Source organism: Pseudomonas corrugata, assembly GCF_050920615.1.
GTDB lineage: Bacteria > Pseudomonadota > Gammaproteobacteria > Pseudomonadales > Pseudomonadaceae > Aquipseudomonas > Aquipseudomonas corrugata.
On record NZ_CP130434.1, the window covers coordinates 4,272,653 to 4,292,498 of the forward strand.

Below are 19,846 nucleotides of genomic sequence, written 5' to 3' on the forward strand. Positions count from 1 at the left end.
CTGTGCCCTTCCTCGCCCGCACCCACCCACGCCTTTCCGCCGCGACGGCCCTTGGCCTGATGGCCGGACTCCTGGTTCCCGCGGATTCGGTCATCGGCAAGATCCTCATCGGCTGGAATGTCGGTGTCTGGACGTACCTTGCGTTGATGTTCTGGCTGACCGTGCGAGCCAAGGCGCCCGACGTCAGGCGCATCGCCGAAACCGAAGACGAAAATGCCGGGCTGGTCCTGCTGGTCGTCTGCATCGCGGCGTTGGCCAGCCTGGCAACCATCACCTTCGAATTGGCCGGCAGCCGCGATCTGCAAACCGCAAGCAAGCTGATGCACTACGGTTTCACCGCGCTCACGGTCATAGGTTCATGGTTGCTGATCGGGGTGATCTTCAGCGTTCATTACGCACGGTTGTATTACACCTGGGACGGCAAGAAGCCGGCCCTGCGGTTTGCCGAAGGGCTGACCACGCCCAATTACTGGGACTTCCTGTATTTCTCGTTCACCATCGGCGTGGCCGTCCAGACGTCGGACGTGGGCGTTGCCACCCGGCAGTTACGCAAGATCGTGCTGGCGCAGTCGTTGATCGGGTTTGTGTTCAACACGGCGATTCTCGGGTTCTCGATCAATATTGCGGCGGGGTTGTTTGGGTGATGAAGGGGGGGCCGCTTTGCGGCCCAGCGGGGCGGTGCGACGTTTCGCTAAATCCCCTCGCCACAGATAAACCTCCTCGCCACAGGAAACTGCAGGTTATGGCTGGGGCGTTGGCAGCCACAACCTGAAGCGTGCACCGCCCAGCGGTGAGACGTCAGCCGTCAAGGTGCCCCCCTGGGCTTCCAGGGCGCGGCGACTGATGGCCAGGCCCAGGCCGAAACCGCCCGTGGCGCGGTCGCGGCTGCGGTCCAGGCGGTAGAACGGCTCGAACACCCGCTCGCGCTCGCCGTCGGGAATGCCGATACCGTCGTCGTCGACCCAGATCTCGCAGCCCTCAGCGCCCACCCGCACACCGACCTGGATCCGCCTCTCGCAATAACGCATGGCATTGCGCAACAGGTTCTGCAGTGCCCGGGCCGTCAGCCGCGGGTCCAGCACAAAACGCTCCAACGTCCCATGCAAGAGCACGTCGATCACCACGTCCGGCGCCGCCAGGTCCTCATCGACGCTGCCCAGGATGCTGTCGATGAACTCGTCCAGCGGCACTTCGACCTGCTCTGGCAGGCGCTCGGGATTCTGCAACCGACTGTAGGAGAGCAATTCCAGCACCAGCTCGTCCAGTTCGCGGATGTGCGCCACCAACCCCTGCAGACGCTCGCGACTGGCCGGCGGCAAGTCATCGGACAGCGCCAGGGCCAGGCCGAAGTCGAGCCGAGTAAGTGGGGTGCGCAGTTCATGAGAGACCGCGTTGAGCAAGTCCCGCTGCTGGTTGAGCAGGTTCTCGATGTCACTGGCCATGGTGTCGAACACATGGGCCAGGCTACCGATGTTCGAGCTGGAGGCGATGTGCGTGCGCTCGCTCAAGTGCCCCTTGCCGAAGCGCTCGGCGGTGCTCCTGAGGCGTTCAAGATCACGCCAGTGCGGCCGCAGCCACAGCAACAGGCACGCCAGCATCGTCGCGCCGATCAACACGTTGATGCTCCAGTACAACCAATTGACGTCGGTCGGGTCAGGGGGAACGATCATCTTGACCACCGTGCGCTCGTCCAGCGGCGCCACCGCCAGGGTGCGCCAGGCCCAGTCACCGAGGCGCACCACGTTCTCGCCACGCTTGAGACGCGCCTGCTCGTCCGCGCTGAAATCCGCGTCATCAATGGCAGCCAACTCGATGCGCAGCGGTTCGAATTCCTTGTCCATCTGCGCCGCCAGCGCCGGCCATTGCTCACTCGGCACGGCATGGAACTGCTTGCTCATCAGGGTTTGCAGGCCACGGGAGTAGTCGAGGTTGTAGCTCATGAACCGCTCATGGAACAGGCGGATCACCAATTCCGGCATCAGGTAGATCGCTGCGCTGTAGGACACGATCGTGACCAGATAAAGACGGATCAACAGCTTCCACATCGACTCAGCACTCCCACTCGGAGCGGCTGAACAAATACCCCTTGCCCCACACCGTCTTGATCTTGCGCGCTTCGCCAGCGTTGTCGTCGAACTTGCGCCGCAGCTTGGAAATTGCCACGTCCACCGAACGATCGGTGCCGTTGAATTCGATGCCGCGCAAGCGTTGCAGGATCTGGTCGCGGCTCAACACTTCGCCGGAATGACGGGCCAGCACCACCAGCAGGTTGTACTCGCCACTGGACAACTCCACCGCTTGCCCGCGCCAGGTCACGGTACGTTCGGATAAATCGATGCAGAGGTTGCCCATGAGGATGCGGTCGTTGGCCGTCTGCGGCTCGCTGAGGCTGCTGCGCCGCAGCAAGGTGCGCACCCGCGCCAGCAACACCCGCGGCTCGCACGGCTTGGTGACGTAGTCGTCGGCGCCCATCTCCAGGCCCAGCACCTGGTCGTGACTGTCGTCCCGGGCGGTCAGCATCAGGATCGGCAAGGTCGCCGAATCGGCCCGCAGCAAGCGGCACACCTGCAAGCCGTCCAGCCCCGGCAACATCAGGTCGAGGATCACCAGGTCCGGCGGATCGACCCGCGCCCGTTCGCGCACATGATCGCCCCGGCTGAGCACGCTGACCTGATAGCCGTTGCGTTCCAGGTAACTGGCGATCAGTTCGCTGAGGGCGGTGTCGTCTTCCACCAGGAGGATGTTGGGCATGGGGGTTTCCAGAAAGTGCTGTGGCACCTGGCAGGGCCCCATCGCGAGCAGGCTCGCTCCCACAGGGTTTTGCGTAAGCCTTGTGGGAGCGAGCCTGCTCGCGATGGTGCCCTGCCAGGCGCAGAAAATCTCAAGCTGCCAAGGATATACGTCCTCACCCGCTCGCGAGCAAACCCCTTACACAATTTCACACACCCCCTACAAAGCTTTACCGCTGTCCCCAATCGCCCCCCGTAGCATGGCGATGTTCATCATTGGGGAAGCACCATGCCAAAGAACTCTTTCGCCACCCTGGGCCTGCTGCTCGGGGTTCTGTCGTTGAGCGCCTGCGACAAGGCCTCGCCGCCCACGGACGAAGCGCCGCGCCCCACCGTTGCCATCGAAACCGTCGAAGCCCGGCCGCTGTCCATCAGCAGCGAGTTGAGCGGGCGTATCGCCGCGCCGCGCATCGCCGAAGTCCGCGCACGGGTGCCCGGCGTGGTCTTGCAGCGGGTCTACCGCGAAGGCAGCGACGTGAAAAAGGGTGACGTGCTGTTCCGCATCGATCCGGCCCCGTTCAAGGCCGACCTGGACAGCGCCAACGCGGCGTTGCGCAAGGCCGAGGCCAACGCATTCCAGGCGCGCTTGCAGGAGCAGCGCTACGCCCGGTTGATCGAGGACAACGCCATCAGCGCCCAGGACTACGACAACGCCCGCGCCGCCGCACGCCAGACCGCCGCCGATGTCGCCGCCAACAAGGCCGCCGTCGAGCGGGCCCGGTTGAACCTGGGTTATGCCACGGTCACCGCGCCGATTGCCGGACGCATTGGCCGGGCACTGGTAACCGAGGGGGCGCTGGTGGGGCAGAACGAAACCACGCCGCTGGCCCTCATCCAGCAACTGAACCCGATCCACGCCGACCTCACGCAATCGACCCGCGAACTCAACGAGTTGCGCCGGGCCTTGCGTTCCGGTCAGTTGCAGCAGGTTGGCCAGGACCAGGCCAAGGCCACGCTGATCCAGGACGACGGCAGCCTCTATCCGCTACCGGGCAAGTTGTTGTTCACCGACATCAGCGTCGACCCGGGGACCGGCCAGATCACCCTGCGCAGTGAGTTTCCCAACCCCGACCTCGACCTGTTGCCCGGCAGCTTCGTGCGCGTGCGCCTGGAGCAGGCCTTCGACCGTCAGGGCATCAGCGTGCCGCAACGGGCCATCCAGCGTGACAGCGCAGGCACAGCCCAGGTGTTGCTGGTCGATGCCGAGCAGCAAGTCAGCGTGCAACCGGTGGAACTGGGTGGGGTGCAGAACGACCGCTGGATCGTCACCCATGGCCTGAAGCCGGGCGACCGTATCGTCGTCGAAGGCCTGCAACATGCCCGTCCCGGTGAAAAAGTCCAGGTCGACAACTCCCCTCTTCCACTCGCCCAGGCACCTGGTCAGTAAGCAGGACGTTTCCCATGCCGCAGTTTTTTATCGACCGTCCGGTGTTTGCCTGGGTGGTCGCGTTGTTCATCCTGCTGGCCGGTGTGCTGGCGATCCCGCAATTGCCGGTGGCCCAGTACCCGGACGTCGCGCCACCACAAATCGAGATCTACGCGGTGTACCCCGGTGCCTCGGCGCAAACCGTGGACCAGAGTGTCGTCAGCCTGATCGAGGAAGAGCTCAATGGCGCCGACAACCTGCTGTACTTCGGTTCCCAGAGCAGCCTGGGCAGCGCCACCATCACCGCGACGTTCAAGCCCGGCACCAACCCGGAACTGGCCCAGGTCGACGTGCAGAACCGCCTCAAGGCGGTGGAGTCGCGCCTGCCCCAGGCGGTCACCCAGCAAGGCTTGCAAGTGGACAAGGTCTCGGCCGGTTTCCTGCTGCTGATCACCCTCACCTCCAATGACGGCAAGCTCGACGACGTCGCCCTCAGCGACTACCTGGCGCGCAACGTGATGAACGAGATCAAGCGCCTGGACGGCGTCGGCAAGGCGCAGTTGTACGGCGCCGAACGGGCGATGCGGATCTGGATCGACCCACAGAAACTGCTCGGCTTCAACCTGACTCCGGCCGACGTCAACGCCGCCGTCCTGGCGCAGAATGCCCAGGTTTCAGCGGGCAGCATTGGCGACTTGCCGAGCCGCGGCACCCAGGAAATCACCGCGACCATCCTGGTCAAGGGCCAGCTGTCGACGCCGGAAGAATTCGCCGACATCGTGCTCAAGGCCAACCCCGACGGTTCCACCGTGCGCATCGGCGATGTGGCGCGGGTGGAGGTCGGCAGCCAGGAGTATCAGTTTTCCACCCGCCTCAACGGCAAGCCCTCCACGGCCGTCGGCGTGCAGTTGTCGCCGGGGGCCAATGCCTTGAGCACGGCGACCCTGGTACGGGCGAAAATGGACGAACTGGCGCGCTACTTCCCGGCCGGCGTGGAATACAAGATCCCCTACGACACCTCGCCATTCGTCAAGGTCTCCATCACCAAAGTGATCTACACCCTGGGCGAGGCCATGCTGCTGGTGTTCGCCGTGATGTTCCTGTTCCTGCAGAACATCCGCTACACCCTGATCCCGACCCTGGTGGTGCCGGTGGCGCTGATGGGCACGTTCGCCACCATGCTCGCCCTGGGCTTCTCCATCAACGTGCTGACCATGTTCGGCATGGTGCTGGCCATCGGCATCCTGGTGGACGACGCCATCGTCGTGGTGGAGAACGTCGAACGGATCATGGCCAGCGAAGGGCTGTCGCCCGAAGACGCGACGCGCAAGGCGATGCGCCAGATCACCGGGGCCATCATCGGCATCACCCTGGTGCTGGTGGCGGTGTTCATTCCGATGGCGTTCATGCCGGGCTCGGTGGGGGTCATCTATCGACAGTTCTCGCTGTCCATGGCCACATCGATCCTGTTCTCGGCGTTCCTGGCCCTGAGCCTGACACCCGCACTGTGCGCCACCTTGCTCAAGCCCATCGGCCAGGGCGAGCATCACGCCAAGGGTGGTTTCTTCGGCTGGTTCAACCACCGCTTCGATCAATTGGGTGAGCGCTATCAAGGCTGGGTCGCCTATGCCCTCAAGCGCACCGGTCGCTACCTGCTGATCTACTGCGTGCTGCTGGTGGGCATGGGCCTGCTGTTCAGTCGCCTGCCCTCCTCGTTCCTGCCGGTGGAAGACCAGGGCTACACCATCACCGACATCCAGCTACCGCCCGGCGCGAGCAAGAACCGCACGGTGCAAGTGGTTGAGCAGATCGAGGCCCATAACGCCGGCGAGCCGGGTGTGGGTGACAGCACGGTGATCCTGGGCTTCAGTTTCTCCGGTAGCGGGCAGAACGCGGCGTTGGCGTTCACCACCCTCAAGGACTGGTCGGAACGTGGCAGCGACGACTCGGCCAGTGCCATAGCCGAGCGTGCCAATCAGGCCTTCGGCGGGATCAAGGACGCCATGGCCTTCGCCGTGCTGCCACCACCGGTGGATGGCCTGGGCACGTCCAGCGGCTTCGAGTTCCGCCTGCAGGATCGCGGCGGCCTCGGCCATGCCACGCTGATGCAGGCCCGCGACGCATTGCTCGCCGCCGCTGAAAAAAGCCCGGTGCTGATCAACGTGCGCGAAAGCGCCCTGGCCGAAGCGCCACAAGTGCAACTGGAAGTCGACCGCAAGCAGGCCAATGCCCTGGGAGTGTCTTTCGCCGATGTCGGCAACGTGCTGGCGACCGCTGTGGGTTCGAGCTACATCAATGACTTCCCCAACCAGGGGCGCATGCAGCGGGTGGTGGTCCAGGCCGAAGGCGACCAGCGCAGCCAGGTGGCCGATCTGCTGAAGATCCATGTGCGCAACGATGCCGGGAAAATGGTGCCGTTGTCGGCCTTCGTCCAGGCCAAGTGGACCCAGGGCCCGACGCAACTGACCCGCTACAACGGCTACCCGGCCATTAGTATTTCCGGCGAACCGGCACCGGGCTACAGCACCGGCCAGGCCATGGCGGAAATCGAACGATTGGTGGGCCAAGGCCCGGCAGGCCTGGGCCAGGAATGGACCGGTCTGTCGTTGCAGGAACGCCTGTCCGGCAGCCAGGCGCCAATCTTGCTGGGTCTGTCGCTGCTGGTGGTGTTCCTGTGCCTGGCGGCGCTGTACGAGAGCTGGTCGATTCCCACCGCGGTGCTGCTGGTGGTACCGCTGGGGGTACTCGGCGCGGTGCTGGCGGTGTCGTTGCGCGGCATGCCCAACGACGTGTTCTTCAAGGTCGGCCTGGTGACCATCATCGGCCTGTCAGCGAAGAATGCGATCCTGATCATCGAGTTCGCCAAAAGCCTGTACGACGAAGGCCATGACCTGATCGACGCCACCCTCCAGGCCGCACGCTTGCGCCTGCGGCCGATCATCATGACCTCCCTGGCGTTCATTCTCGGCGTGGTGCCCCTGGCAATCGCCACGGGGGCCAGTTCGGCGAGCCAGCAGGCCATCGGGACCGGCGTGATTGGCGGGATGATCAGCGCGACATTGGCGGTGGTGTTTGTGCCGGTGTTTTTCGTGGGGGTGATGAGGTTGGTGCGCAAGCACCGGAGAGATCTATGACCATCCGTCAGGATTTACATGACGGTTATGGATAGCAACCACAAAAAGACTGCGCTGTATAGTTGTCATGTCTGACAGTATACAGAGGAAAAAGATGGGGCTTAGATAGACACTCCAATGCAGAGGACATCACAGGATGCTCGCTGGATCTCCCGTCGAATATTACGGAGCTTATACTCATGAGCAGCGCTACCACCAAACCCGCTCAAGACGCCCTCGGATCCGAAGTAAATTTCACCGCCAATCTTGAGGATGCGTCAAATTTCAGCGCCGTCATGACCACATTAAAAAGTTCTACCACCCCTAAACGGGGTGAAGTGTGGATCGTGGTGGCGACTGAATGGAAGAACGACCGGCCAAGGACTTTTACCATCGTTTTCTCCAAAGAATTCAAGGAAGCAACTGCCGCCGTTATCACGGCCAATGACGAGCATGTCGACTTGATCTACAACAACTATGAGGATCCTGATGTTCCGACATTACAGAGGGCACGGTCAGGTACCATTACCTACAAGGTCGGCCCGGATATGGGCTTCACTGGATCATTCGAAGCGCAGATTGATAAAGCTGACGGAGGTGGTAGCTACCTGTGTACCGGCCAATTTGACACGGTGCTCAGTTGGTAGAGATGAATTAATAAAAAGCCCTGACTTTTCAGCCAGGGCTTTTTTCCAGTTGTCCTGGCTAATTCATGCATTCGCATCAAACGCTAGCCAGGCAGCCGCCTTGCGCGTTTCACCACTTGAATTGCACGCCGATTGTGCCACCCATTGGCATTTCAATACCCTTGCCATTCATGTACTCAACTTCCGCATGTGCCTGCCAGCGCTCTGAGAGATTAACGGCAATACCTGCGCCCAACTCGGCACGTGACCCTGAAAGATCATTATTGAATACGTTGTTGTTGACCTTCACTTCGTTATTCTTGGCGAACTCGTGGGCCAATGCCGCACGCACATAAGGTTGTACCGTCGCCCCATTGTCCAGTTGCATATCGCGCCCCACCGTCACACCGACCTTGCCGAGCAACGAATAGGTACGATCACCCTCGGCCCGAAGGCCATTGTCCAGATGGTAATCTTTACCCTGGATAGCCACGGCGGACCACTGGGTAAACGGCTCGATGAAGTAACCGTCGTTCAGCTTGATGTTGCGACCGACTTCAACCGAACCGCCGAGACCACTATTGTCGTAATCACCCTTGGAACGTTTGCCATCGCTCATGCCGACCTTGGCGTCATTCTGGAAGCGGTTGAGTTTGAGCACGCTGTCGACGTAGTAACCACTGACGTCGTCCATCCAGGTCAGGTAAGTACCGACGTAGTAACTCTTGATCGTGCCGGAGGTGCCACCGTGCAAATCCAGGTCAGAAGTGCTGTGACCCGCCATTACCCCCAGCAACCACTGCCCGTCGCCCACTGGCAAAGGCGCGTCGGCACCGAGCGTGAAGCCTTGCTGGGCCTGGCGGTAGCCCGCGCCGTAACCGTCAGACACGTTGTATTTGTTGCCATACACCCTCATCCAGGCACCGGATTTCTGCGAATTGAAGCGCAGTTCTCCCACTCGGCTGCGCAACGACATGAGCTCGCCATACCACACCGTCTGCGCGGTATTGAATAACGCCATGACTGCGCGAGTGGAAGGGCTGACTGTGCGGGCCGTAGGATCCAGGAACCAATCATTGCCGGTGTCGCTCTGCTTCAAACCATAGGAGTATGCCCCCAGGTCGACCTCGCCACCGGCATTGGCCAGGGAGAATGACGCATCCCCCCCTCCGGTATGGACCACCTGGATGGGTTGACCACTGGCGGGGTCAATGCCGCTACTGGCGATCATGAGCTGATGATTGCCCGTAGCGGTGCCCGTGACGTTGAGGAAGTCGGTCTGGTTCGTCGAAAAATCAGTGCCTATTTCAAACAGGCCATTGCCGGACAATGTACCCAGGTTCAATTGATAGAACGCGTCATCGGCACCAAACCGCACCGTACCGCCGTTGAGGCTCAAATCACCGACCTGGCTGTTGCCGGTCATGTTCCAGCTCGATTGTTCATCGATACTCGCTGTGGCGACGTTATCCATGACGCCGGTCATGCGCGAACCTTGCTGCAAGGCCACTGTTGCGGTGCCGCCCGCCTCGGCCCGTACGTCGCCGGTCAACGACGCTTGGGTGAAGGTCAGAGCGGCAGTGCCGTCGGCGGCAACCTGGACATTACCCGTCAGGTCGCTGAGCCCGACGTTCATCGCCGCATTGCCTGCTCCCTTCACCTCAAGAATCGTCCCATTGCTACCGGTCAGTGTCGAACCATTAAGGATATCGATCCGGGAAGCCGGCGCGGAGACGCCCGCGTAATCCACAACAATGGCGGAGCCGTTCTTGCCCTCGACGCTGGATTGGTCGAGCGTCAGTTGACTGGCCTCCAGGACGCCGCTTTCAAGCCTCATCGTCACACCATTCTGGCCGCCGATAATGCGCGTGCCGTTGCTTGCAGCAGCCGACCCGCTAAGCAGCGAAAGACCAAAACTGGTAGCACCAGTCCCCTCGATCACCGAATTTGAAAACGATAGGGTACTGAAGGCCGAAGCCTGTGCCCCGCCCCTCACACCTGTAAAGCTGCTGTCGGTGGCGGTTACCGTCGAGCCGGCAGGACTGCCTACCTGTACTTCACGCACCGCCAATAAGCCGAATTGGTCGCTGCTGATGTTACTGCCGCTGATCGTGGCAGTGCTGTTCAAGAGTTCCAATCCGGCACGGGCGCTCCCGCCGCTGACGGTCGTGTTGACTAGGTTAATCGTCGAACCGTTGCGGGCGGAAATGGCTTGGGTGGTGGCCCCGGTGGCATTCAACGTGGATTCCGAAGTCCGGATATTAAGCGTTTCCGCTCCATTGACATTTAATGTGGCATCTTGGGAGAGCTGCCATTGCTCCACGGCATCGCCGTTGTTAACGGTCTGACTGCCACCAATCAGCGTTCCTCCGAATGCGAACTCAGGCAGCAGCAACGAAAAACACAGCGATGAACCGCTGAGCCAGAGTAACGGCCTGGGTCGCGCCCCATCATCTTTAATTGACCACATGTAGTATTACCTCTCATTTGTCCAGCCGATGGCATAACGAAGCTCATGAACGAACGAAAGCCCCGCACCCGAAACGGCCGGTAAACTACAGATCTATGCAACAGTGGTATGTAGGAGTAATCCGATGGGCTGGGAGGACTTTTCCTCATTGGATCAATTTCGGTATAGGGAGAGATAAAACCCTCCCCATACCGAACAACAAAGATTAAAGCGTGGGATTCTCCTCGCAATAGTTATAACTGCTATTAAGTAGCGAGACTTCCTTGAACAGTTCTTCCGACGGATCCGGCACCCCGGGCACTGTGTACCAGATCTTTATCCAGCCTCTAGGAGCGCCAGTACCGTGGGCCGGTTGGATTGGCCTTATTTTGGTCATATAGGGCTGGATATCGTGCTCAAACACCCCCGCAGTCACTTCTGCATCGGTGACCCTGTGCGTATCGGTGAAGTCCGTCCCCCCAACCATTCCCGTGCCCGTACCATCTTCGTACCCCTGAGACTTCAGAGTCACCACCGTACCGGCCGGCATATAGCTAACATCGATCGGAACAGTGACCGGCAACTCCCATGTGCCTCGTGTCAATGATCTGCATGAAATCAGGGAACCGTACAGATCCACTTGAGGTGCCGGCATTGTAATCAGAACCGGATCCACCTGAACCTCGGTATCTTCCGATTTCATGACGTTACGGCCACCGAGCTCTTCGATCGTCCAATAGGCAATGACTATACCCAGCCCGTAATCCACGACGTTGGGATCCATATCGAAAGTCAACGTCGCTGGAGGCGCCCCGGCAGTCAGTTGCTCGCTATGTACTTCCGTGCCGTTGAACCATAGCCGGACAATCTCGTCCCCCACTGCTGTCCATGTACTACCGGACGCAACCAAGGTGGTACTGATGGTCGCCGTAGCATCACGGTCTGTGGAACTGAGATGATCATCGACACCAGACGCCCCTACGACTTTGACCTTCACCATCGCCGGATTCGTTCGATCGGGAAAATCGGGATTGTCTGGGCCGCGATAACTAAAGTCGATACTGGAAGGTATCGTGGTGGAACCAATGGGAGTACTTGTCCCCCTTACAAGCTCATATCGAACCGTGACAGGTACCTCTACCGTGGAGCTCCCCCAAAGATCCATCAGCCTGGAGGAGGTAATAGGAAATTCAAGCTGGGAGCTCGTCCCCAACGGCTGGTTTCCCAGGTTAATCGGGGGAATTACTCCATTGCTGATAACAGGACGAATCCTGTCGTCATCCTGGCCGTTGATTGCACGAGGAACAACCAGAAAAACCCCGGATTCCCGGTCTTCCAGATCAATGGCATCTGGACTCATTCCCTGAGGAATATAACAATCGATGAGCGAAGGAGGCGGTAGACGAACAACATTGAAGCGGGCGGCATCAGACAACTCGCTTTCATTTCCCACTATATCGATCAACTTATACCAAAGATAATATGCCCCATCCAATACCGGAAGATTATCCTTTGGAATAGAGATACTATTTGACGCAAGCGAACCCGAGTATATGGGTGTTCCGGGCACACCATAGCTAGTATCCGCATAAATCTCAATCGTGTCATCCGGCCGGTAAAACATATAAGCAATATTAACTGTGAGATTCAGTGAAGCATTATTAGCCAGCCACGCTTCATCAATGGTTGAGCCGGGCGATAGATTCGTAAACCTGGCGAAGTCCGGCTTATAAAAATTACCCGTCTGCTTGTCTTGCTCAGGCGCATACCGGTCGATTGCAGCAGGAAGCCACAATGTGGCAGAGCCGTTCCCGTCCTCCCCTTTATAGACGACAAATTGATATTCATAGATGGTTGATGGCTCATTCGGATCATCATCCAGCAGTACGCTGGTGTCCACAGGAATTTCTGTCTCTGCCGGACGCCCTACCGCTTGACCAAACACATCCTGAGCAATTTCAGTTCCCGCCCCCGTGTCTCCTCCTTTACGCTGATACAGCTCCCATTCATCACCATCGTGAGGCACAGGAATTTTGCTGTTATCGAAGCGAACAATCATTTGCGACGAATCCAATACGCTCTTGGGAATCAGGTTATCGACAAGTTGATCATCAATGCTGGCACCTTCCTGCGGCGGAGCAGTCAAGGGATTACTGAGGGCACGCGCCGCCAACCGGGAGCGCTTGGCAACTTCCTGGCGCGTCAGTTGTTCACCATTAAGATCAATGAGTTTGCTTTGAACAGTCATCAGGCTTTCTCCATGACAAATAAAATGGGGTCAGTCCACCCGAGCAAACAACGTCAACACTAGCATTAGCGCTTTCGGAAAGTTATAAGAGACTGACAACAACATTCGACATTTACGCTTATCAGGCAAATCCTCCGCATGGTTCGTCCTGCCCGGGAATTATCCGATCAATCTTGACAACTTCTGCCTTGGATTTAGCAATAGGTACATTGTTTCGAATAATTGTGTATTGAGCCCGGCCCGAATCGTTATTCATCATGGGTTTTACATAGGGATCGAAAGGAATTTCCATAATGAACCCATTGAGCGCCTCATCCCGGGTCAGAATTTTTCGAAACTCATAGAGCGGTGTCAACGCCGGAGGCGCGCCATTCAGTGTCCCAAAGCCCTGCCATTCAAGGACGCATTCATCGAGCTCTTCGAATACCGACTCGGGCCCAATCTGCACCCTGATTTTTTCCCAAATGGGGGGCGACGACGAGCAGTTCAGGTATCCATATAGATTTCTATCTGGAAAATCTGGTTCTTCAAGGGTTGGCACCAGTGTGTGATCAATGATCAGGGTACGTCTTGGTGAGTTGTCCGGATTATCGGCCAGCCATTCATAATAAATAATTGCCTGACCATCAACACTCATCTGTTGAGGTGTTATCGGAAATGGAAACTCTGGCTGACTATCTGCAGACGTATAGGCTCTCTGAAAAATCTCCGTTTTATTAGGTTGCTCCCAATAAACCGTCAACTTTATGTCTTCGCCAGGTTGCGTGGGAAAACCCAGCGGGCGCGGTACTCTTCCCGTTGTTCCGTTAAACAGCACGTCCCGTGGTACCCGGGCAGGTTCCGTGTTGGCTATCCCATCTATCAGCAATGGTGCAGCCTTAGTCTGCTCGTTGAACTGTGGCATGGATATATGCTCTCCGAAGAAGTGCGCCTGAAGCGCGCTTCATCTGGCCCGGTCGTTGAAATCCATTAAGCGCCGGGCATCCAGAGCTGCCAACTGTCATATCTGACAGGGTAAAATACCGCTGGTCGGAATATCCCCTGATGTCGATTCCTTACGGGCGGACGGAAAATCAACGCAATTGCTCAGACCCGCCATGCCGGTAACATTCGCCGCGTGCAAGGCAATCCGCCGACACGCTTCCGCCAACTGCACCCGGTCAACCACCAACCCAATCCGAATATGCCCCGCCGCACTCGGCCCGAACGCCTCCCCCGCCAGCACCGACACGCCATACCCGTCCAACAGTCGCTCGGCAAACGCCTGGGCACTAAGGCCGGTCTGGCGCACATCAACCATCACGAACATGCCGCCATCGGGCCATACGGGCTTCAGGCCGGGGCAACCCTCTAATGCAGCACACACCAAGTCCCGGCGCAGGCGGTACTCTGCGTGCATGTGAGCCACTTCAGGTAGATCCGTTTCCAGCGCAACCAGGGCCGCCCGCTGCACGAATTCCGGCAGGCCGAACAGCATGCACAACGAAATATTCGCCAAGTGTGAGGCCAGGGGTTCGGGGCCGATGACCCAGCCGATGCGCCAACCGGTCATGGCGTGGGATTTGGACAGGCTGTTGATGGTTGCGGTGCGTTCGGCCATGCCCGGCAGGCTGGCCGGGCTGACGTGCTCACCTTCGTACAACAGGTCGCTGTAGACCTCGTCACTGATCAGCCACAGGTCATGCTCGATGCACAGTTGCGCCAGCGCCTGCCAGGTGGGCAAGCGCAGGCTGGCCCCGGAGGGATTGTTGGGGCTGTTGAGCAGCAGCGCCCGAGTCCGAGGGGTGATCAGGCGGGCCACATCGGCCGGTTCGACCCGGAACGCATTCTCCGGACATACCGCCACCGGTATCACTTTCGCACCGCAGGCGCCGAACACCGCTTCGTAGGTGACGTACATCGGCTCGGCCAGGATAACTTCGTCGCCGGGGTCGAGCAGGCATTGCGCGACCGCATACACCGCGCATTGCGCGCCCGGCAGCACCGTGACGTGCTCAGCCCCGACCGACTGGCCGCTACGCCGACGATGACGACCCGCGATGCTAGCGCGCAGACCGTGGAGGCCGCGCACGTCGCAATAGTGAGTGTCCCCGGCCCGCAGGCTGTCCACGGCGGCGTCGACGATGGCCCGCGGCGTGTCGAAATCCGGATCGCCCACTGATAGCAACAACACGTCCCTGCCCTGCTCACGCATGGCCAGCGCCCGGTCGTGGATCTGCCACGCGGCGGCACCCTCGCCGGTGATGCGTTGGGTCAAGGCTGAATAGCGCATGTACTGCTCCTGATTGATGCAATGTCCAGCCTCAACCCTATCTCAAATCACGAACCGCGCCACCATCGCATTCAAGCCCACCGTAAGGCGCGACAGTTCGTGGGGCGCGTCGCCAGGTTGCGGTCCACCTCAAGCTGGTCCTGGCGGGATAGCTCAAGAGCATCTCCTGGTCCTTCAGATATTTTTCAAGGGTCACAGATCTCGGGATGGCGAGGGCGAGGGCTCCCTGGTCACAGTCGAGTCACCGGGCTGCGACCTGCCAGAGCCGGGCAATGTCCCGGGCTCGTTCGCGCAGCAGGCGTGGTGCGTCGGCACAGGCCTGCTGCAGCGTCATCGGCCCGCTGACCAGTGCGAAGGCTGCATCAATGCCATGTTGATACAGCGCCTGATAACCCTCCCCCAGGGTGCCGGCTATGACCACCACGGGTACGCCGTGACGGCGCGCAACGCGGGCCACGCCAAAGGGCGTCTTGCCGCGCAGGGTCTGGGCGTCGAAGCGGCCTTCTCCGGTAATCACCAGGTCAGCGCCCTCGATCGCATCGGCCAGGCCCGTCAGTTGGGCGACAACGTCCACGCCGGTGCGAAACTGCGCCCCCAGAAATGCCTTGGCCGCGAACCCCAGGCCACCGGCGGCGCCACTGCCCGGTTCGTCGCGTACATCGCGGCGCAACGCTTGGGCGCAGTGTCCGGCGAAGTGCGCCAGGGCCTGATCAAGTTGCTGCACCTGCTGTGCGGATGCGCCCTTCTGAGGACCGAAAATCACTGAAGCGCCATGGGGCCCGCACAGGGGATTGTCGACATCGGCGGCAATCTCGACACTCACCCCGACCAGGCGCGGGTCCAGGCCACCCAGGTCGATGCGCGACAGCTTTGCCAGGGCCAGCCCGCCGGGAGGCAGAGGTTGCCCCTGCTCATCCAGCAACGCCACGCCCAGCGCTTGCATGGCCCCCGCGCCGGCATCGTTGGTGGCGCTGCCGCCGATCGCCAGAATCACCCGCCCTGCTCCTTCATCCAGGGCCGCGCGAATCAACTCTCCGGTGCCATAGGTGCTGCTGGAACAGGCATCGCGTTGTCCTGGCGGCACCAGTTGCAAGCCACTGGCCTCGGCCATTTCGATAATCGCCGTGCGGCTGTCGGGCAACCAGCCCCAACGCGCTTCGACCGCAGCACCCAGGGGCCCCAGGACGCGGGTATGGCGCCATTCGCCGTTGCACGCGGCCAGCACCGACTCCACCGTCCCCTCGCCGCCATCGGCCATCGGGCATTTGATCAGCTGCGCATCCGGCCAGACCTCGCCGAGTCCGGCGGCGATGGCATCGGCTACGCCCTGGGCGCTGAGGCTGTCCTTGAACGAGTCGGGGGCGATGATTATTTTCATTTGGGTCTCCGGTTCCGATACGGCGTTATACCTGCTGGTGGCGGTGATTGTCCGCACCAGTGTGCCGGCGTTGCGCGTTCTCCCCACATTGAAAGCCTGACACCCTGAGCCCTGCTCGCTCCCACGGGGGTTCACGGGTGTTTGATAAATGTGTTTGATCCATACAGCCGTTCTGGGGTTTGATTGAGCCTTTCCCATCGATAAAAAGGAACTTGTCATGAGCTACCGCACACTGGGCCACTCCGGGTTACAAGTCTCGACATTGACCCTGGGCACCATGATGTTCGGCGAACAGACCAGCACCGAGGATTCGCTGCGGATCATCGACAAGGCCTGGGACCAGGGCATCAACTTCATCGACACGGCGGACGTCTACACCAACGGACGCTCCGAAGAAATCGTCGGCGAGGCGATTGCCAATCGACGCCAGGAGTGGGTGCTCGCCACCAAGGTCGGCTTCGGCCCGGCGGACGGCGTGCCCAACCGCAGCGGCCTGAGCCGCAAGCACCTGTTCAATGGCATCGAGGCCAGCCTCACCCGTCTGGGCACCGATTACCTGGACATCTACTACCTGCACCGCGAAGACCACAACACACCGCTGCACGTCACCGTGTCGGCCATCGGCGACCTGATCCGCCAAGGCAAAATCCGCTATTGGGGCCTGTCGAACTACCGTGGCTGGCGCATCGCCGAAGTGATCCGCATCGCCGACAGCCTGGGCATCGACCGTCCGGTGATCAGCCAGCCGCTGTACAACATCGTCAACCGCCAGGCAGAAACCGAGCAGATCACCGCCGCGCAGAACTATGGCCTTGGCGTGGTGCCCTTCAGCCCTCTCGCCCGGGGCGTGCTCAGCGGCAAATATGCGCCGGACGTAGCGCCGGACGCCAACAGCCGCGCCGGCCGCCAGGACAAACGCATCCTGGAAACCGAATGGCGGGTCGAGTCCCTGCGCATTGCCCAGCAGATCCAGCAGTACACCCGGGAACGGGGCGTGGGTATCGTCGAGTTCGCCATCGCCTGGGTGCTGAACAACCGCGCCGTCACCTCAGCCATCGTCGGGCCGCGCACCGAGGAACAGTGGGATGGCTACACCAAGGCGCAAGCCGTGACGATCACCGCCGAGGACGAAGCCTTCATCGATTCGCTGGTGACGCCGGGGCATGCGTCGACACCGGGGTTCAACGACGTGGGGCATTTCGTGCCGGGGCGCGTGCCGCGGACGTCATAAAACCACTGCGTACAGCGAACCTCATTGTGGTGTGCCGGGCTGTGGGAGCAAGGCTTGCCCGCGACGAAGGCGCCTCGGTTCCAGGTGAATCGCGTTGACTTCATCGCGGGCAAGCCTTGCTCCCACAGCGTTGTGCTCATTGTTCAGGTGCTGTTTCATTTCCCAGAGAATTATCGTGTCCAAAGGCATCGTCCTATCGGTTTCGGCCTCCGCGCTGTTCGCCGTCATGTACTACTACACCTCGCTGCTCTCTCCACTGAGCGGCCTGGAAATCTTTGGCTGGCGCATGCTGCTGACAATGCCTTGTATGACAGTGTTCATGCTGATGGCAAAGGAATGGACACGGGTCACAGAGCTGGTCCGGCGTCTGATCGCCGCGCCACGCCTGTTGCTTGGAGCGATGGTTTCTTCTGCGTTGATGGGATTGCAACTATGGCTGTTCATGTGGGCGCCGCTCAACGGCTACAGCCTGGATGTGTCGCTGGGGTATTTCCTGTTGCCGCTGTCGATGGTCCTGACCGGGCGCTTGTTCTTTGGCGAACGCTTGTCCTACTTCCAGAAAATCGCCGTCTTCCTCGCCTCCCTCGGCGTGCTGAACGAACTGGTCCAGGCCGGCGGTTTTTCCTGGGCGACCCTGCTGGTGGTGGTGGGCTACCCAATTTATTTCATCCTGCGCAAACGCCTTCGAACCGACCACCTGGGCGGTCTCTGGCTGGACATGGCCCTGATCGTGCCGGTGGCCTTGTGGTTCGTGCAAAGCGGTGAACAGGGTTTCGCCGTTTTCGATCAACATCCGTGGTTATCGCTGCTGATCCCCGTGCTCGGCGTGATCAGCACCTCAGCGCTGGTAACCTACATCGTCGCCAGCCGGTTGTTGCCATTCAGCCTGTTCGGATTGTTGAGCTACGTCGAACCGGTCTTGCTGTTGTGCGTTGCGCTGCTGTTGGGAGAAAGCATCAAGGCCAACGAGTGGCTGACCTATATTCCCATCTGGCTGGCGGTGGCGGTGTTGGTGTTCGAAGGTTTCAAGCATCTGACGCGGCAACGGCGCCGGACCTGAGGCTTACCCCAAACCCATGTGGGAGCGAGCCTGCTCGCGATGGTGGCCGGTCAGTCAACGCATGGATGACTGACACACCGCCATCGCGAGCAGGCTCGCTCCAACAGGGTTACAGGGCTTCAGGTATTACTCGGTCGCCAACACCCCACGCCGCACCTGGTCACGCTCGATGGACTCGAACAGCGCCTTGAAGTTGCCTTCGCCGAAGCCATCGTCGCCCTTGCGCTGGATGAATTCGAAGAACACCGGTCCCATCAGGGTTTCCGAGAATATCTGCAGCAGCAGGCGCTTGTCGTCCGGGTTGGAAGAGCCGTCCAGCAGAATGCCCCGCGATTGCAGTTCGTCCACCGGCTCGCCGTGGTTCGGCAAACGGCCTTCGAGCATTTCGTAGTAGGTGTCCGGCGGCGCGGTCATGAAGCGCATGCCGATCTTTTTCAGCGCGTCCCAGGTCTTGACCAGGTCGTCGGTGAGGAACGCCACATGCTGGATGCCTTCGCCGTTGAATTGCATCAGGAATTCTTCGATCTGTCCGGCGCCTTTGGATGATTCTTCGTTCAAAGGGATACGGATCATGCCGTCCGGGGCGGTCATGGCCTTGGATGTCAGGCCGGTGTATTCGCCCTTGATGTCGAAGTAGCGGATCTCGCGGAAATTGAACAGCTTCTCGTAGAAACCGGCCCAGTAGGCCATGCGGCCGCGATACACGTTATGGGTCAGGTGATCGATGATCTTCAGGCCCGCGCCCACCGGATGGCGGTCGACGCCTTCGAGGAACACGAAGTCGATGTCATAGATCGAGCTGCCTTCGCCAAAACGGTCGATCAGGTACAGCGGCGCGCCACCAATGCCCTTGATCGCCGGCAGGTTCAGTTCCATCGGTCCGGTTTCGATGTGGATCGGCTGGGCACCGAGTTCCAGGGCACGCCTGTAGGCCAACTGAGAATCCTTGACCCGGAACGCCATGCCACAGACAGAAGGACCGTGCTCGGCCGCAAAGTACGAGGCCACGCTGTGGGGTTCGTTATTGAGGACCAGGTTGATCGCGCCCTGGCGATACAGGTGCACGTCCTTGGAACGGTGCGTGGCGACTTTGGTGAAGCCCATGATCTCGAAGATCGGCTCCAGGGTATTGGGTGTAGGGGATGCGAATTCGATAAATTCAAAGCCCATCAGGCCCATCGGGTTTTCGTATAGATCTGCCATGTCGGCGCCTCATCATGCTTGTCAATTAACGGAACGTCAGTTGCTGGCCATGCTGAGGGCATACGGTGGCGCGCAGGAGATACCGCGAACGCTGCGGGCGAGGAAATCGCC

14 protein-coding genes and 1 pseudogene are annotated in these 19,846 nt (G+C 60.2%); 7 read left to right on the top strand and 8 right to left on the bottom strand.

The window, feature by feature from the left end; translation table 11 throughout:
• Nucleotides 1-2 precede the first annotated feature (2 nt).
• Complete coding sequence (locus QZH45_RS18540) at nucleotides 3-644, top strand: DUF1345 domain-containing protein (RefSeq protein ID WP_055137686.1); 642 nt, start codon at nucleotides 3-5, stop codon at nucleotides 642-644.
• Nucleotides 645-740: 96 nt separating this feature from the next.
• On the opposite strand, the gene QZH45_RS18545 is transcribed toward QZH45_RS18540, so the two are convergent.
• Both QZH45_RS18545 and QZH45_RS18550 read right to left on the bottom strand, forming a co-directional pair.
• Complete coding sequence (locus QZH45_RS18545) at nucleotides 741-2,045, bottom strand: ATP-binding protein (RefSeq protein ID WP_024777368.1); 1,305 nt, start codon at nucleotides 2,043-2,045, stop codon at nucleotides 741-743.
• Between the two features lie 4 nt (nucleotides 2,046-2,049).
• A complete protein-coding gene (locus tag QZH45_RS18550; RefSeq protein WP_024777367.1) occupies nucleotides 2,050-2,751 on the bottom strand; it encodes a response regulator transcription factor in 702 nt (233 codons plus the stop codon).
• Nucleotides 2,752-3,018: 267 nt separating this feature from the next.
• Here QZH45_RS18550 and QZH45_RS18555 point away from each other — a divergent pair, with 267 nt between their 5' ends.
• The 3 genes from QZH45_RS18555 (at nucleotide 3,019) to QZH45_RS18565 (ending at nucleotide 7,915) form a co-directional block, all read left to right on the top strand.
• On the top strand, nucleotides 3,019-4,176 hold the full coding sequence (locus QZH45_RS18555; protein ID WP_024777366.1) for an efflux RND transporter periplasmic adaptor subunit: 1,158 nt from the start codon (nucleotides 3,019-3,021) through the stop codon (nucleotides 4,174-4,176).
• Nucleotides 4,177-4,190: 14 nt separating this feature from the next.
• The gene (locus QZH45_RS18560; RefSeq protein WP_055135628.1) at nucleotides 4,191-7,289 is read left to right on the top strand and encodes an efflux RND transporter permease subunit; all 3,099 of its coding nucleotides are present in this window, start codon (nucleotides 4,191-4,193) and stop codon (nucleotides 7,287-7,289) included.
• A gap of 179 nt (nucleotides 7,290-7,468) precedes the next feature.
• Complete coding sequence (locus QZH45_RS18565; protein WP_055135627.1) at nucleotides 7,469-7,915, top strand: hypothetical protein; 447 nt, start codon at nucleotides 7,469-7,471, stop codon at nucleotides 7,913-7,915.
• Between the two features lie 109 nt (nucleotides 7,916-8,024).
• On the opposite strand, the gene QZH45_RS18570 is transcribed toward QZH45_RS18565, so the two are convergent.
• Nucleotides 8,025-9,731 (bottom strand): autotransporter outer membrane beta-barrel domain-containing protein, encoded by a 1,707-nt coding sequence (locus QZH45_RS18570; protein ID WP_237140483.1) that lies wholly within the window; start codon nucleotides 9,729-9,731, stop codon nucleotides 8,025-8,027.
• Nucleotides 9,732-9,756: 25 nt separating this feature from the next.
• On the opposite strand from QZH45_RS18570, the gene QZH45_RS18575 reads away from it, so the two are divergent.
• Entirely contained in the window at nucleotides 9,757-10,242 is a 486-nt protein-coding gene (locus QZH45_RS18575) for a hypothetical protein (RefSeq protein WP_237140484.1), read from the top strand.
• Nucleotides 10,243-10,569: 327 nt separating this feature from the next.
• On the opposite strand, the gene QZH45_RS18580 is transcribed toward QZH45_RS18575, so the two are convergent.
• The 4 genes and pseudogenes from QZH45_RS18580 to QZH45_RS18595 all read right to left on the bottom strand — a co-directional run bounded on the left by QZH45_RS18580 (nucleotide 10,570) and on the right by QZH45_RS18595 (nucleotide 16,241).
• Complete coding sequence (locus tag QZH45_RS18580; protein WP_055135626.1) at nucleotides 10,570-12,591, bottom strand: hypothetical protein; 2,022 nt, start codon at nucleotides 12,589-12,591, stop codon at nucleotides 10,570-10,572.
• 121 nt (nucleotides 12,592-12,712) lie between these two features.
• Nucleotides 12,713-13,495: a hypothetical protein gene (locus tag QZH45_RS18585; protein WP_055135625.1), complete on the bottom strand. Its 783-nt coding sequence runs from the start codon at nucleotides 13,493-13,495 to the stop codon at nucleotides 12,713-12,715.
• 201 nt (nucleotides 13,496-13,696) lie between these two features.
• Nucleotides 13,697-14,863: pseudogene (locus tag QZH45_RS18590) on the bottom strand (pyridoxal phosphate-dependent aminotransferase); the annotation flags it as partial.
• A gap of 241 nt (nucleotides 14,864-15,104) precedes the next feature.
• Nucleotides 15,105-16,241 (bottom strand): glycerate kinase, encoded by a 1,137-nt coding sequence (locus QZH45_RS18595; protein WP_055135624.1) that lies wholly within the window; start codon nucleotides 16,239-16,241, stop codon nucleotides 15,105-15,107.
• A 217-nt stretch (nucleotides 16,242-16,458) separates the two neighbouring features.
• Here QZH45_RS18595 and QZH45_RS18600 point away from each other — a divergent pair, with 217 nt between their 5' ends.
• Nucleotides 16,459-17,472, top strand: a complete 1,014-nt coding sequence (locus QZH45_RS18600) for an aldo/keto reductase (RefSeq protein WP_024777358.1) — start codon at nucleotides 16,459-16,461, stop codon at nucleotides 17,470-17,472.
• A 175-nt stretch (nucleotides 17,473-17,647) separates the two neighbouring features.
• Nucleotides 17,648-18,532 (top strand): EamA family transporter RarD, encoded by an 885-nt coding sequence (gene rarD / locus QZH45_RS18605; RefSeq protein ID WP_024777357.1) that lies wholly within the window; start codon nucleotides 17,648-17,650, stop codon nucleotides 18,530-18,532.
• A gap of 126 nt (nucleotides 18,533-18,658) precedes the next feature.
• Here rarD and hppD read toward each other — a convergent pair whose 3' ends face one another.
• The gene (gene hppD / locus QZH45_RS18610; RefSeq protein WP_024777356.1) at nucleotides 18,659-19,735 is read right to left on the bottom strand and encodes a 4-hydroxyphenylpyruvate dioxygenase; all 1,077 of its coding nucleotides are present in this window, start codon (nucleotides 19,733-19,735) and stop codon (nucleotides 18,659-18,661) included.
• Nucleotides 19,736-19,846 lie beyond the last annotated feature (111 nt).